The 13,480-nt window shown below is 73.9% G+C and carries 13 protein-coding genes; 5 read left to right on the top strand and 8 right to left on the bottom strand.

Annotated elements, in window-relative coordinates:
• Positions 1–160: 160 nt before the first annotated feature.
• Positions 161–1,996: an ABC transporter ATP-binding protein gene (locus tag IE326_RS24870; protein ID WP_150226944.1), complete on the top strand. Its 1,836-nt coding sequence runs from the start codon at positions 161–163 to the stop codon at positions 1,994–1,996.
• A gap of 327 nt (positions 1,997–2,323) precedes the next feature.
• Positions 2,324–2,635 carry a hypothetical protein gene (locus tag IE326_RS24865; protein ID WP_150226943.1) on the top strand — a complete coding sequence of 104 codons (312 nt, stop codon included), beginning with the start codon at positions 2,324–2,326 and terminating at the stop codon, positions 2,633–2,635.
• On the opposite strand, the gene IE326_RS24860 is transcribed toward IE326_RS24865, so the two are convergent.
• The 5 genes from IE326_RS24860 to IE326_RS24840 all read right to left on the bottom strand — a co-directional run bounded on the left by IE326_RS24860 (position 2,625) and on the right by IE326_RS24840 (position 7,808).
• The gene (locus tag IE326_RS24860) at positions 2,625–3,722 is read right to left on the bottom strand and encodes an NAD(P)-binding domain-containing protein (protein ID WP_190043493.1); all 1,098 of its coding nucleotides are present in this window, start codon (positions 3,720–3,722) and stop codon (positions 2,625–2,627) included. The genes IE326_RS24865 and IE326_RS24860 overlap by 11 nt on opposite strands.
• Positions 3,723–3,918: 196 nt before the next feature.
• Positions 3,919–5,106: an LLM class flavin-dependent oxidoreductase gene (locus tag IE326_RS24855; protein ID WP_190043047.1), complete on the bottom strand. Its 1,188-nt coding sequence runs from the start codon at positions 5,104–5,106 to the stop codon at positions 3,919–3,921.
• A gap of 2 nt (positions 5,107–5,108) precedes the next feature.
• Positions 5,109–6,143 (bottom strand): ABC transporter substrate-binding protein, encoded by a 1,035-nt coding sequence (locus IE326_RS24850; protein ID WP_190043046.1) that lies wholly within the window; start codon positions 6,141–6,143, stop codon positions 5,109–5,111.
• A gap of 10 nt (positions 6,144–6,153) precedes the next feature.
• Positions 6,154–6,972 carry an ABC transporter ATP-binding protein gene (locus tag IE326_RS24845; protein ID WP_190043045.1) on the bottom strand — a complete coding sequence of 273 codons (819 nt, stop codon included), beginning with the start codon at positions 6,970–6,972 and terminating at the stop codon, positions 6,154–6,156.
• Positions 6,945–7,808 (bottom strand): ABC transporter permease, encoded by an 864-nt coding sequence (locus tag IE326_RS24840; protein WP_190043044.1) that lies wholly within the window; start codon positions 7,806–7,808, stop codon positions 6,945–6,947. The genes IE326_RS24845 and IE326_RS24840 overlap by 28 nt, the downstream gene beginning before the upstream one ends.
• Positions 7,809–8,164: 356 nt before the next feature.
• Here IE326_RS24840 and IE326_RS24835 point away from each other — a divergent pair, with 356 nt between their 5' ends.
• The 3 genes from IE326_RS24835 (at position 8,165) to pntB (ending at position 11,839) form a co-directional block, all read left to right on the top strand.
• Positions 8,165–8,587: a YjbQ family protein gene (locus IE326_RS24835; protein ID WP_150226939.1), complete on the top strand. Its 423-nt coding sequence runs from the start codon at positions 8,165–8,167 to the stop codon at positions 8,585–8,587.
• Between the two features lie 305 nt (positions 8,588–8,892).
• Positions 8,893–10,419, top strand: coding sequence for a Re/Si-specific NAD(P)(+) transhydrogenase subunit alpha (locus IE326_RS24830; RefSeq protein WP_150226938.1), 1,527 nt, complete (start codon positions 8,893–8,895; stop codon positions 10,417–10,419).
• Between the two features lies 1 nt (position 10,420).
• Positions 10,421–11,839, top strand: coding sequence for a Re/Si-specific NAD(P)(+) transhydrogenase subunit beta (gene pntB / locus IE326_RS24825; protein ID WP_150226937.1), 1,419 nt, complete (start codon positions 10,421–10,423; stop codon positions 11,837–11,839).
• A gap of 68 nt (positions 11,840–11,907) precedes the next feature.
• Here the strand turns inward: pntB and IE326_RS24820 are convergent, their stop codons facing one another.
• From IE326_RS24820 to IE326_RS24810, 3 genes are read right to left on the bottom strand one after another with little or no spacing between them, the layout of a single operon-like run.
• Positions 11,908–12,348: a gas vesicle protein K gene (locus IE326_RS24820; RefSeq protein ID WP_190043043.1), complete on the bottom strand. Its 441-nt coding sequence runs from the start codon at positions 12,346–12,348 to the stop codon at positions 11,908–11,910.
• A complete protein-coding gene (locus tag IE326_RS24815; RefSeq protein WP_170313776.1) occupies positions 12,329–12,583 on the bottom strand; it encodes a gas vesicle protein in 255 nt (84 codons plus the stop codon). The genes IE326_RS24820 and IE326_RS24815 overlap by 20 nt, the downstream gene beginning before the upstream one ends.
• Positions 12,580–13,476 carry a GvpL/GvpF family gas vesicle protein gene (locus IE326_RS24810; protein WP_190043042.1) on the bottom strand — a complete coding sequence of 299 codons (897 nt, stop codon included), beginning with the start codon at positions 13,474–13,476 and terminating at the stop codon, positions 12,580–12,582. Before IE326_RS24810 ends, IE326_RS24815 begins: the two co-directional genes overlap by 4 nt.
• Positions 13,477–13,480: the final 4 nt, after the last annotated feature.

The raw sequence follows: 13,480 nt of genomic DNA, 5'->3' as shown, positions 1-13,480 counted from the left end.
TTATCAGGACCATGCTCATTGTGAACATAGGTAAGAATGAGTTACAGTCCGATTCCGTACGCTCCGGGCCGGCTCTGTGGATCGGGCCGGGCGTCGCGAGCCCGGCCCGATCCACAGAGCCGGCCCGTCCCACCCCGCCCCGCACCTCGCGAAGGAGCCCATGCGTCCCCACGACGAGTCCACCTGGACGCCCCCGCCGCGCGATCCCGCGCAGCCGAAGGAGCCCGCCCAGCTGCGGCGCATCCTCGGCCTCTTCCGTCCCTACCGCGGCCGCCTCGCGCTGGTCGGCCTCCTGGTCGCCGCCGCCTCGCTGGTCTCGGTCGCCTCCCCGTTCCTCCTCCGGGAGATCCTCGACACCGCGATCCCCGAGGGGCGCACCGGGCTGCTCGCCCTGCTCGCCCTCGGCATGATCGCCACCGCCGTGCTGACCGGCGTCTTCGGCGTGCTCCAGACCCTGATCTCCACCACGGTCGGCCAGCGCGTCATGCACGACCTGCGCACCGCCGTCTACGGCCGGCTCCAGCAGATGTCGCTGGCCTTCTTCACCCGGACGAGGACCGGCGAGGTCCAGTCCCGCATCGCCAACGACATCGGCGGCATGCAGGCGACCGTCACCTCCACGGCCACCTCCCTGGTCTCCAACCTCACCGCCGCCGTCGCGACGGTGGTCGCCATGCTCGCCCTCGACTGGCGGCTCACCCTCTTCTCGCTCCTCCTGCTCCCCGTCTTCGTCTGGATCAGCCGGCGGGTCGGCGGCGAGCGGAAGCGGATCACCACCCAGCGCCAGAAGCAGATGGCCGCCATGGCGGCGACCGTCACCGAGTCCCTCTCCGTCAGCGGCATCCTGCTCGGCCGCACCATGGGCCGCGCCGACTCGCTGACCGCCTCCTTCTCCCGGGAGTCCGAGCGCCTCGTCGACCTGGAGGTGCGCTCCTCCATGGCCGGACGCTGGCGGATGTCCGTCATCGGCATCGTCATGGCCGCCATGCCCGCCCTGCTGTACTGGGCGGCCGGCGTCGCGATGCAGGCCGGCGGCGGCGCGATCTCGCTCGGCACCCTGGTCGCCTTCGTCTCGCTCCAGCAGGGCCTCTTCCGGCCGACCGTGAGCCTGCTCTCCACCGGCGTCCAGATGCAGACCTCGCTCGCGCTCTTCCAGCGGATCTTCGAGTACCTCGACCTCCCGGTGGACGTCACCGAGCCCGCGGAGCCCGTCCGCCTCGGCCCGGTCCGCGGCGAGATCGGCTTCGAGCGGGTCACCTTCCGCTACGACCCCGAGGGCGGGGGCCGGCCCACCCTCGACGGGATCGACCTCACCGTGCCCGCGGGCGGCAGCCTCGCCGTCGTCGGCCCCACCGGCTCCGGCAAGTCCACGCTCAGCCACCTGGTGCCCCGGCTGTACGACGTGACCGGCGGCCGGGTCACCCTGGACGGCGTCGACGTCCGCGACCTGGGCTTCGACACCCTCGCCGCCGCGATCGGCGTCGTCTCCCAGGAGACGTACCTCTTCCACGCCTCCGTCGCGGACAACCTGCGCTTCGCCAAGCCCGACGCCACCCCGGCGGAGATCGAGGCCGCGGCCAGGGCCGCCCAGATCCACGACCACATCGCGTCCCTGCCCGACGGGTACGACACCCTGGTCGGCGAGCGCGGCCACCGCTTCTCCGGCGGCGAGAAGCAGCGCCTCGCCATCGCCCGCACCATCCTGCGCGACCCGCCGGTGCTCATCCTCGACGAGGCCACCAGCGCCCTCGACACCCGCACCGAGCACGCCGTGCAGCGGGCGATCGACGCCCTGTCCGCCGGCCGCACCACGATCACCATCGCCCACCGCCTCTCCACCGTCCGCGACGCCGACCGGATCGTCGTCCTGGACGCGGGCCGGATCGCGGAGAGCGGCACGCACGAGGAGCTGATGGCGCAGGACGGCCGGTACGCCGCCCTGGTCCGCCGCGACGAACAGGCGAACGTGGGAGCGGTTGTTCCCACGAACGTGTGATCGTTCCGGGATTCGTTGCCCAACTCCCGTACGGCGTCGGATGATTACGGTGCGCAAGCGACGGGCTGCAGACCGCGATCGCGCTGTCCCACGAAACACCTGTACGAGGAGAAGCACCACCATGAACGTCATCACCGATCTGCTCGCCGGCGTCTTCCACTTCCTGGGCTGGCTCATCTGACGCGAGCGGTTCCACGGCGCCGCCGGTTCCCCGTCCCAGGGGACCGGCGGCGCCGCCGTGTGCGGGGAGGGAGGGGGAAGGGGCATGGTGGCCATATCGACCGATTTGTGCGGTATCGAGAAGGGTGCTGGATCGTTGGGCAGCGCATGAAGCACCTCAGACGACGTCGCTGGATCTGGTCCCCCATCACCTCCTGGCAGGCCAGGAGACTCACCCGGGTGACCGGGGTGGACTTCGACGATGCCTGGGTCGAGATCCGGCTGACCACCCATCCGGACGAGCGACATTTCGCCCTCGCCCACGACGTCCTCACCCAGGTCCTCCTCAGCCGGAGCGGGGTCTACCTGGAGGAGGGGCTGCGGTACGGCGCGGAGGGCGGAGCGCGGTACGCGCCCGAGCCGGCGCCCCGGACGCCGGAAGGGGGATGGCGGCCCCGGGACGGATCGCTCAGACCGTGACCGGCGACGGCGCCCCGCGCGCCGGGTCCGCGACCGCGGCGGATCCGGCGCCGAGGAGGCGGCGGATCCCGGCCGCCGCGGCGCGGCCGGCCCGGTTGGCGCCGATCGTGGAGGCCGAGGGGCCGTAACCCACCAGGTGGACGCGCTCGTCGAGGGCGGCGCGGGTCCCCTCCATCAGGATGCCGCCGCCCGGGGCCCGCAGCCGCAGCGGCGCCAGGTGGTCGATCGCCGCCCGGAAGCCGGTCGCCCACAGGATCACGTCCGCGTCGACCGTGCGGCCGTCCGCCCAGACGACGCCGGTCGGCGTGATCCGTTCGAACATCGGCTGCCGGTCCAGGACGCCGTTCGCGAGCCCCGCGCGGATCGCGTCGTTGAGCGGGAGCCCCGTCACCGAGACCACGCTGCGCGGCGGCAGCCCCCGGCGCACCCGCTCCTCGACCAGCGCGACGGCGGCACGGCCCTCCGCCTCGCCGAAGGTGCCCTCCCGGAAGACCGGTTCGCTGCGGGTCACCCAGGTGGTCGCGGCGGCGTGCCCGGCGATCTCCAGCAGGTGCTGGGTGGCCGACGCGCCGCCGCCCACCACGATCACCCGCAGCCCCGCGAAGACCTCGGGCCCCGGGTACTGCGCCGTGTGCAGCTGACGCCCCCGGAAGGTCTCCTGGCCGGGGTAGCGGGGCCAGAACGGCCGGTCCCAGGTGCCGGTGGCGTTGACCAGCGCCCGGGGCGCGTACACCCCCTCCGAGGTCTCCACCCGCAGCCGGCCGCCCTCGCCCTCGCGGACGGCGGACACGTCGACGGGCCGGTGCACCCGGAGGCCGAAGCGCCGCTCGTACGCGGCGAAGTAGTCGCCGATCACCTCGGAGGAGGGGCGCGCGGGATCGGCGCCGGTCAGCTCCATGCCCGGCAGGGAGTGCATCCCGTGCACCTTGCCGTAGGTCAGCGAGGGCCACCGGAACTGCCAGGCCCCGCCCGGCCGGGGCGCGTGGTCGAGGACGACGAGGTCCCGGTCCGGCTCCAGACCGGCGCGCCGCAGGTGGAAGGCGGCGGAGAGCCCCGCCTGCCCGGCGCCGACGACCAGGGCGTCCACCGGCCGGACCGCCGGTCCCGCCGCCGGGTCCTCTTCGCGTCCTTCGGTCTCTCCGCCTTCTTCGGCCCCGTCGACCTCTTCGACCACAGAATCGTTCACGTTTCTACCAACCGGGGCGGCCTCCGGGATCTTCCCGGGAGCCGGGGGGCGGGGCCGCCCCCGGGGAAGGGCTTCCGGAGGCCGCCCCCCCGGGGGGCTAGCGTCCGCCCCCGACGACCGCCGCGCCCGCACCCGCGCCCGCGAGCGGCGGGGACGCCTGCGGGGCCGGCAGCAGGCCGCGTTCCGCGAGCAGCGGCGTCACGCCCTCGCCGAACCAGTACGCCTCCTCCAGGTGCGGGTAGCCGGAGAGCACGAAGTGCTCCACCCCCAGGTCGTGGTACTCCTCGATGCGGTCGGCGACGTCCGCGTGGCTGCCGACCAGCGCCGTGCCCGCCCCGCCCCGCACCAGCCCCACGCCCGCCCACAGGTTGGGCGCGATCTCCAGCCGGTCGCGGTCCAGGGTGCCGCCCCCGTGCAGGGCGAGCATCCGCTGCTGGCCCACGGACTCGCTGCGGCCCAGCGCCGCCTGCGCCGCCGCGACCGTCTCGGGGTCGAGGTCGTCGAGCAGCCGCTGCGCCGTCGCCCACGCCTCGCGGGCGGTGTCGCGGGAGAGGGTGTGCAGCCGGATGCCGAAGCGGACCGTCCGGCCGCGCTCCTCCGCGAGCCGCCGGATCCAGTCGATCTTCTCCTTCACCTGCCACGGCGGTTCGCCCCAGGTGAGGTAGACGTCCGCGTGCTCGGCGGCGACCGGCCCGGCCGCCGCCGACGAGCCGCCGAAGAAGATCTCCGGCAGCGGGTCCGGCGGCAGGGCGGTGAGTCCGCCCTCCACCTGGTAGTGCTCGCCCCGGAAGTCGTACGGCCGCCCGCTCCACACGCCCCGCACCACCGACAGGAACTCCGCGGTGCGCGCGTACCGCCGGTCGTGGTCCAGGTGGTCGCCGAACCGCCGCTGCTCGGCGGAGTCGCCGCCGGTCACCACGTTGAGCAGCAGCCGGCCGCGGGTGATCCGCTGGTAGGTGGCGGCCATCTGGGCGGCGAGCACGGGGGAGAGCACCCCCGGCCGGAAGGCGACCAGGAACTTGAGCCGTTCGGTGTGCTGCGCGAGCGCGACCGTCGTCAGCCAGGCGTCCTCGCACCACGTGCCGGTCGGCGTCAGCACGGCCTCGAAGCCGAGCCGCTCGGCCGCCTTGGCGATCTGCGCCAGGTACGCGACGTCGGGGGCGCGGACCCCGGCGGCCGCCCCGGAGCGGTTCCGGGTGATGCCGCCGTCGGTGTAGGCGTGCCGGTCGACGAGGGTGCGTCCGTCGCCGCCGGTGGGCAGGAACCAGTGCAGGTGGACCGTCATGGTCAGTCGTCCTTTCCGTAGGAGCGCGCCGGAGTGGTCGACGGCGGCAGGTCCTGGTCGAAGCGGTCGTCGACGAAGTCGGCGAACCGGAAGGGGTGCGGGATCAGGCCGAGGCCGGCGAAGGTGTCGGCGATCTTCTGCTCGGAGGCGATCGCGGCCGCGTCGAGGGCGACCGGGATGCGGGTGCCGCTGCTGCGCCTCACCGCGGCGAGCGCCACCTCGTACGGCAGCCCCGTCTCCTTCGCCCAGACCTTCGCCCACTCCTCCGGGTGGTCGAACACCCAGTCCTGGGCGCGCCGCAGCCGCCCGACGAAGTCGCCGACCGCCTTCTCCTTCGCCGGGTCCGCGAGCGCGGCCGGCGCGGCGACCTGGAAGCCGAGCCCGTTGACGACCCCGCGCCCGTCGGTGAGGATCCGCCCGGAGCCGGCGTGCAGCACCTGGGAGGTGTACGGGTCCCACACCGCCCACGCGTCGACCTTGCCGCTCGTGAAGGCGGCGAGCGCGTCGGCCGGCTGCAACAGCGTGACCTGGACGTCCTTCAGCGTCAGCCCGGCCTTCTCCAGGGAGCCGATCAGCTGGAAGTGCGCCGAACTGCCCTGCGCCACCGCGATCTTCCTCCCCTTGAGGTCGCGGGGGGAGCGGAGCGGCGAGTCCTTCGGGACGAGGATCGCCTCACCGGCCGAGTCGCCGTGGGTGGCGGCGATCACGGTGATCCGCGAACCCGCCCCGGCGGCGAAGACCGGCGGGGTGTTGCCGACGCCGCCGACGTCGACGGCCCCGGCGTTGACGGCTTCGAGGAGGGGTGGTCCGGAGGTGAAGGTGGACCACTTGATCCGGTAGGGCAGGTCGTCGAGTTCCCCGGCGGCGCGCAGCACCGCCTCGGAACCTCCCTTCTGGTCACCGACGTTCAGGACGAGTTCGCCCTTGCCGTCGGTGTTCCCGCCGGACCCGGCCCCGGCGGCGGGGGTGCAGGCGGTGGCGGCGAGCAGGGCGAGGGGCACGAGGAGTGCGGCGAGGGGCAGGCGGACGGACTTCACGGCGGTGCTCCTAGGGGTGGGAGGTGAGGACGGGAGGGATGGGGGAGGACTTCGGGGCGCCCGCGACCGCGATCGCTTCCGGGCCCCCGGCGCCGGACCCGCCCTCCCCCGTGCCGGACCCCCCTTCCCCCACGCCGAGTTCGGCGAGGAGACGGGTGCGGAGGGCGGCGAGCCCCGGGTCGGCGGGGGAGCGGGGCCGGTCGAGCGCGACCGGGGTGTCGTACGCGATGACGCCGTCGCGCATGACCAGGGCCCGGTCCGCCAGGAGCAGCGCCTCGTCCACGTCGTGGGTGACCAGGAGGACGGTGCAGCCGCGCCGCCGCCAGAGCTCGGCGACCAGCCGCTGGGCCTTGATCCGGGTCAGGGCGTCGAGCGCGCCGAACGGCTCGTCGAGCAGCAGCAGGTCCGGGTCGCGTACCAACGCCCTCGCGAGGGAAGCCCGTTGGGCCTCGCCGCCGGAGAGGGTCTTGGGCCAGACGTGCGCGCGGTGACCGAGCCCGACCTCCTCCAGGGCCCGGTCGGCGACGGCCCGGTCGGGGCGGCCCGGCAGCCCGAGGAGCACGTTGCGCCACACCCGCTTCCACGGCATCAGCCGGGGCGCCTGGAAGGCGACCGCCCGGCGGCGCGGGACGAGCACGGTGCCGGAGATCTCGCGGTCGAGCCCGGCGAGCACCCGCAGCAGGGTCGACTTGCCGCAGCCGCTGTGTCCGAGGAGTGCGGTGAACTGCCCCGGCTCCAGGGTGAGATCGAGTCCGTCGACCACCGGCCGGCCGTCGAAGGAGCGGGTCAGACCCCGGACGGTCACTGTCCGGTGAAGGTCGGTCGCCATTGCAGCAGCAGCCTTTCGAGAGTGCGGACGACGGCGTCGGCGAGCAGGCCGAGGAAGGCGTAGACGACGAGGCAGACCACGATCACGTCGGTGCGGAAGAACTCGCGGGCCTGGTTCATCAGGAAGCCGATCCCGGCGTCGGCGTTGATGGACTCGCCGAAGACCAGGGCGAGCCAGGCGGTGGCGAGCGCGTACCGCAGTCCGGTCATGGCGCCCGGGAGCGCGCCGGGCAGCACCACGTGCCGGACGAGCCCCCACCGCCCGAGCCCCAGCGACTGTCCGGCCTCGACGAGTTGGGCGTCGACGCCGCGGATCCCGGCGTACACGTTCAGATAGAGGTGGAAGGCGGTGCCGAGCGCGATCAGCGCCACCTTCGGCGCCTCGCCGATCCCCAGCCAGATGATCAGCAGCGGGATCAGCCCGACCCAGGGGACGGTCCGCAGCATCTGGACGGTGGCGTCGACCAGGTCCTCCCCGAGCCGGGAGAGCCCGGACACCAGCGCCAGCGCCGTGCCGACGCTCCCGCCGATCAGCAGCCCCGCGGCGACCCGGCGGAGCGAGACCCCCATGGCGGTCGGCAGGGTCCCGTCCGCGACCAGCCCGGCGGCGGACCGCGCGATCGTCCCGGGCGAGGCCAGCACCTCCGGCGCGAGCACCCCCGTCGCGCTCGTCACCTGCCACACCAGCAGGAGCAGCAGGGGCCCGGCGGTCCGCCGCAGCCAGCGGGGGACGGCGGTGCGGCGGCCGGGGCGCCGCAGCGGAACGAGCGATTCGACGTCCGGCACGGGGGAAATGTCCGGTGGGGCGGACGGGGGTGGCGCGTGGCCGACGGCCATGGCGGGACTCCGGGGGAGGAAGGAGACGGAAAAGGGGTACGCGTCGGCGCCGGCCGGACGGCGCGGACGTGCGCGCGTACGGTCGATGCGGAGGCGTCAGGACGCCGGGACGGCGGAGCGCCGGGGCGTCAGGGCGTGGAGAGGGGCACCGGGCCGGAGAGGGGCCGGGGCGGGAAAGGCGTCAGCAGCCGCGGGAACAGGTGGCGGAGGCCACCCGCAGCAGGTCGATGTGACCGCGCGTGGTGAGCAGGGCTGTACGCAACATGGCGCGAACGTAGCGACCCGCCGCCGACACGGTCAACGGCGTCTCGGAGCGTGGACGCGCGATCCCGAGCCCCGGACGGCAGGATGACTCCATGTCATCCTCCTTCACCACCCGCGTCATCGACCTCACCACCGGCACCCGCGAGACGGTCACCGACCTGACCCGCGCCTGCGAGGACTTCCTCACCGAGATCGCCCCCGGCCGCGACGGCCTCCTCAACCTCTTCGTCCCCCACGCCACCGCCGGCCTGGCCGTCCTGGAGACCGGCGCGGGCAGCGACGACGACCTCCTGACCACCCTCCACCACCTGCTCCCCGCCGACGACCGCTGGCAGCACCGCCACGGCACCCCCGGCCACGGCCGCGACCACGTCCTCCCCGCCTTCCTCCCGCCCCACGCCACCCTCCCCGTCGTCGCGGGCCGCCTCGCCCTGGGCACCTGGCAGTCGGTCTGCCTGGTCGACACCAACAAGGACAACCCGGACCGCCAGGTGCGGCTGTCGTTCCTGGGGTGACGGGGGCCGCCGCCCCGGCTCCGGCGGGGGCCGGTCCGGTGGTGTTCTCCGTTCCGCGTGAGCCGTGCGGGGATCCGGCGCGCGTTCCGCTTGAATGCGGTCGTGGGACCGAGTGGGCGTGCGAGGCGGTGCGAGGCACGGGTGACGGGTCCCCGTCGATGTTGTGTGCGCCTCATCGGCGGACGCTGTTCAAGGGGAGCTTCCGGCCGCCAAGCTGAGCGGCGTGCTCCGCATGGTGGCGGGCGCACTCCCGATCGAGCCGGGCACACGTCGTCGACGGCCAACGCAGCGAACGGAGAACACGCGTGATTGTCGGAGTCCTCAAGGAAGCGCGGGCGGGTGAGAGTCGCGTATCGGCCACACCCGCCACGATCGAACAGATCCGCAAGCTGGGGTACGAGGTCGTGGTCGACTCCGGCGCGGGCGCCGCGGCCGGTTTCCCCGACCCCGCCTACGAGGAGGTCGGTGCGACCGTCGGGGACGCGGCGGCGGCGGACGTGGTGCTCGGGGTGAACGCTCCCGCGCCGGAGCAGCTGGACCGGGTGCGGCCGGAGGCGACGGTGATCGCGCTGTTCGCGCCCGCCTTCGACCCGGCGATGGTGGAGGAGCTGGGACGGCGCCCCTTCACGGCGCTGTCGATGGACGCGGTGCCGCGGATCAGCCGGGCGCAGTCGATGGACGTGCTGTCGTCGATGGCGAACATCGCGGGGTACCGGGCGGTGGTGGAGGCGGCGCACGAGTTCGGCCGGTTCTTCACGGGCCAGGTGACGGCGGCGGGCAAGGTCCCGCCGGCGAAGGTGCTGATCGCGGGCGCCGGCGTGGCGGGCCTGGCGGCGATCGGCACGGCCGGTTCGCTGGGCGCGGTGGTCCGCGCCACCGACCCGCGCCCCGAGGTCGCCGACCAGGTGCGGTCGCTGGGCGGCGAGTACCTGTCGATCGAGTCCCCCGAGGTGGAGGTCTCGAAGACGGGTTACGCCAAGGAGATGGGCGACGACTACAAGGCCCGCGAGGCGGAGCTGTACGCGGCGCAGTGCCGCGACGTCGACATCGTGGTCACGACCGCGCTGATCCCGGGGCGTCCCGCGCCCCGGCTGATCACGGCGGAGATGGTCGCCTCCATGAAGCCGGGCTCGGTCATCGTGGACATGGCGGCCGCCAACGGCGGCAACGTCGAGGGCACGGTGAAGGGCGAGCGGACCGTCACCGCCAACGGCGTGACGATCATCGGGTACACCGACCTGGCGGGTCGGCTGCCCGCGCAGGCGTCGCAGCTGTACGGCACGAACCTGGTGAACCTGCTGAAGCTGATGACGCCGGGGAAGGACGGCCTGCTGGTCCTGGACTGGGACGACCCGGTCCAGCGCTCCATCACCGTCGTCCGCGCGGGCGAGTCGGCCTGGCCGCCCCCGCCGGTCCAGGTCTCCGCCGCCCCGGCCCCCGCGGCCGCGGCGCCCGCGGCGGAGCCCGCGCCGAAGAAGGCGCCGATGACGGCACGGGCGAGGTTCACCTCCGTCGCCCTGGGCGCGCTGGCGCTGTTCCTCGCCGCCGCGTTCGCCCCGGCCGCGCTGCTGCCCCACGTGACCGTCTTCGTCCTCGCGATCGTGATCGGCTACTACGTCATCGGGCACGTCCACCACGCCCTGCACACGCCGCTGATGTCGGTGACCAACGCGATCTCCGGGATCATCGTCGTCGGCGCGCTCCTCCAGATCGGCCACGCGAGCACGGCGGTCACGGTGCTGTCGTCCGTGGCGATCCTGCTGGCCTCCATCAACGTCTTCGGCGGCTTCGCGGTGACGCGTCGCATGCTCGCCATGTTCAACCGGAGCTGACATGACTGCGACCATCGCCGCACAGGCGGCCTACCTCGTCGCCGCGCTGCTGTTCATCCTCGCGCTGGCCGGACTCTCCAAGCACGAGACCGCCCGCCTCGGCAACGCCTTCGGCATGCTCGGCATGGGCGTCGCCCTCGTCGCCACCGTCGTCCTCGCGGTCGACGGCGACGTCAGCTCCGCCGGCCTCGGCCTGATGGCCGTCGCGATGCTGGTCGGCGCGCTGATCGGCCTCCAGCGGGCCCGGGGCGTCGAGATGACGGGCATGCCCGAACTCATCGCGCTGCTGCACTCGTTCGTCGGTCTGGCCGCCGTCCTGGTCAGCTGGAACGGCTTCCTGAACGTCGAGCACGACCCGGCCGGCCACGAGGCCCGCGCCCTGGACGCGCTCGGCACCCTCGGGATCCACCACGCCGAGGTGTTCATCGGCCTGTTCATCGGCGCCGTCACCTTCACCGGCTCCGTCGTGGCGTACCTCAAGCTCTCCGCGAGGATCGACTCCAAGCCGCTGATGCTCCCGGGCAAGAACGCCCTGAACCTCGGCGCCCTGGGCCTCTTCGTCGCCCTGACGGTGTGGTTCGTGATCACGCCGGAGCTGTGGCTGCTGATCACCGTGACGGTCCTCGCCCTCGCGCTCGGCTGGCACCTGGTGGCCTCGATCGGCGGCGGCGACATGCCGGTCGTCGTCTCCATGCTGAACAGCTACTCCGGCTGGGCGGCCGCCGCCTCCGGCTTCCTCCTCGGCAACGACCTGCTGATCATCACCGGAGCCCTCGTCGGCTCCTCCGGCGCCTACCTGTCGTACATCATGTGCAAGGCGATGAACCGCTCCTTCTTCTCGGTCATCGCCGGCGGCTTCGGCATCGAGGCCCCGGCCGGCGCGGACGTCGACTACGGCGAGCACACGGAGATCACCGCCGAGAGCGCGGCCGAACTCCTCGGTTCCGCCCGGTCCGTGGTCATCACCCCCGGCTACGGCATGGCCGTCGCCCAGGCGCAGTACCCGGTCGCCGAGCTCACCTCCAAGCTGCGGGCGAAGGGCGTCGACGTCCGCTTCGGCATCCACCCGGTGGCGGGCCGGCTGCCCGGCCACATGAACGTCCTGCTGGCCGAGGCCAAGGTCCCGTACGACATCGTCCTCGAAATGGACGAGATCAACGACGACTTCGCCGACACCGACGTCGTCCTCGTCATCGGCGCCAACGACACCGTCAACCCGGCGGGCGCCGAGGACCCCAGCAGCCCCCTCGCCGGCATGCCCGTCCTCACGGTCTGGGAGGCGGGCAAGGTGATCGTCTTCAAGCGCTCGATGGCCTCCGGATACGCGGGTGTCCAGAACCCGCTGTTCTTCCGCGAGAACACCTCGATGCTCTTCGGCGACGCCAAGGCGCGGGTCGAGGACATCGTCGGCGCCCTCTGAAGCCTCGCCGAGAGGTCGGGGGCCGGGCCCGGGACGGGGGACGGGGCCGGGGCCCGGGCCCGGGGAGGTCAGGGCGGCAGGAGGGGGCCCAGCGGCCCGAGGTCGATGTTGAGGTCCTCCAGGGCCAGGCCGTAGTGCTCGCAGAGCTCGGTCATCCGGTCGTGGAGGAGCATCAGGGTCAGCCCGAGCCGCTCCTCCTGCTCCTCGGTGAGGTCGCCCCGGTCCGCGCGGTGCAGGGCCTGGCGCTCCATCAACTGCCGCAGCAGTTCGACGACGGTGAGCACCAGGGCCACGAGGTCCCGCTCCACGGTGTCCGGGTCCGCCCGGAGCCGCCGCGCGGGCACCCGCGCCCGGCCGCCGTCGCCCGCCGGCGGGTCCGCTTCTTCCGGCCGCTCGGTGAGTTCCGGTCGCGGAGGCAGCAGGGCGCGGGCGCGCCGCGCCGCGTCGGCGACCTCGCCCAGCCGGTCGGCGGGGCTGCCGGCGGGGACGTCAGCCGGGCGGCCGGTCATCGTACGGCTCCTCCCCGCGGCGCACGGCCTCCGCCAGCGGCGGGCCGAAGGACCAGCGGGCGTCCTCCCGGACGGCGACGACGACGGCGCGCAGGGAGATCCGCACCAGGTCGACGTCGGCGATCGACAGGACCAGGTCGCCGGTCAGGACGGCGCCGCCGCTCAGCAGCCGGTCCAGGAGGTCGATGAGGGCGACCTGCCGCCGGGGGAGCGCCTCCTCGCCGCGGCCCGTCACGGGCGGGCCGTCCCTCCGGGCGCCTCCGGTCCCGTGAGGACCGCGAAGGAGTAGGGCGCCCACGGCCCGGTGATCTCGACCCGCACCCCCGGCAGGCCGCGGGTCGCCCGCCGGACGCGGTCGCGGAACTCCTCGGACCGGCCGCCGGGCACGAGGTAGGAGTCGTTGGCGACGTTCTCCCCGCTCCCGGTGGCCAGTTCGCCCTGCTGCGGCCGGTGCCGCGCCAGCTCCACGGCGATTCCGTCCGCCGCCTCCTCGATCCTGCGCGCCGCCTCGGCCGCCGCGGACCGGACGGCCTCCCGGTCCTCGCGCTCCCGGCGCCGCATGCGCAGGTACGAGCGGCCGGGACCGGCATCGGCGTCGGGGCCGGTCCCGGAGGGGCCGGAGGCGTCCGGGTCGGCGAGGTCGCGGGGGAGTCCGGCGTAGACCTTCACCCCCCACTCCACGTGCCCGGCGAACCGGTCAAGGAGACGGGCGAACGTCCCCGCGCCCCCGCGCAGCACCTCGCGGACCCGTTCGTCGTCCACGTACACCGTGGCCAGCCGGAGGGGGAGGACGGTCGTCCGCGCGGCGAGGAACTCCACCACCCCGTGGTGCGCCCGCGCCACCTCCTCCAGCCACTCCAGGTCCTCCAGGTGGTGCCGGAGGGCCGCCTCGGAGAACTCCCTCCCCGGTACGGAACCGACCGCGGCCGCCACCCCTCCCGCGCCGACCAGCCGGACCGGCCCCGACGCCACGCCCTCGACCTCCCGCAGGGCGTCCCCGTCCAGTCCGGCGGCCGGGCGCACGACGGCGTAGGCGTAGCTGAACTCCGTGTCCCGCGCGCGTCCCGTGCGCTCCGCGCGTTCCGGGTCCTCCGGGAGTTCCGTGTGCTCTGCGTGCTCCGTGGTCATGTGG

It is taken from the genome of Streptomyces filamentosus (genome assembly GCF_014654895.1).
In the GTDB taxonomy this organism is placed as follows: domain Bacteria; phylum Actinomycetota; class Actinomycetes; order Streptomycetales; family Streptomycetaceae; genus Streptomyces; species Streptomyces filamentosus.
The sequence above is the reverse complement of the archived record's forward strand: the minus strand, read 5'-3'. Positions and strand labels throughout refer to the sequence as shown.

Excerpts from the sequence above, each read along its gene's own strand:
- IE326_RS24870 (WP_150226944.1), top strand. The coding sequence starts at position 161 with ATGCGTCCCCACGACGAGTCCACCTGGACGCCCCCGCCGCGCGATCCC.
- IE326_RS24865 (WP_150226943.1), top strand. The coding sequence starts at position 2,324 with ATGAAGCACCTCAGACGACGTCGCTGGATCTGGTCCCCCATCACCTCC.
- IE326_RS24855 (WP_190043047.1), bottom strand. The coding sequence starts at position 5,106 with ATGACGGTCCACCTGCACTGGTTCCTGCCCACCGGCGGCGACGGACGC.
- IE326_RS24845 (WP_190043045.1), bottom strand. The coding sequence starts at position 6,972 with ATGGCGACCGACCTTCACCGGACAGTGACCGTCCGGGGTCTGACCCGC.
- IE326_RS24840 (WP_190043044.1), bottom strand. The coding sequence starts at position 7,808 with ATGGCCGTCGGCCACGCGCCACCCCCGTCCGCCCCACCGGACATTTCC.
- IE326_RS24835 (WP_150226939.1), top strand. The coding sequence starts at position 8,165 with ATGTCATCCTCCTTCACCACCCGCGTCATCGACCTCACCACCGGCACC.
- pntB (WP_150226937.1), top strand. The coding sequence starts at position 10,421 with ATGACTGCGACCATCGCCGCACAGGCGGCCTACCTCGTCGCCGCGCTG.
- IE326_RS24820 (WP_190043043.1), bottom strand. The coding sequence starts at position 12,348 with ATGACCGGCCGCCCGGCTGACGTCCCCGCCGGCAGCCCCGCCGACCGG.
- IE326_RS24810 (WP_190043042.1), bottom strand. The coding sequence starts at position 13,476 with ATGACCACGGAGCACGCAGAGCACACGGAACTCCCGGAGGACCCGGAA.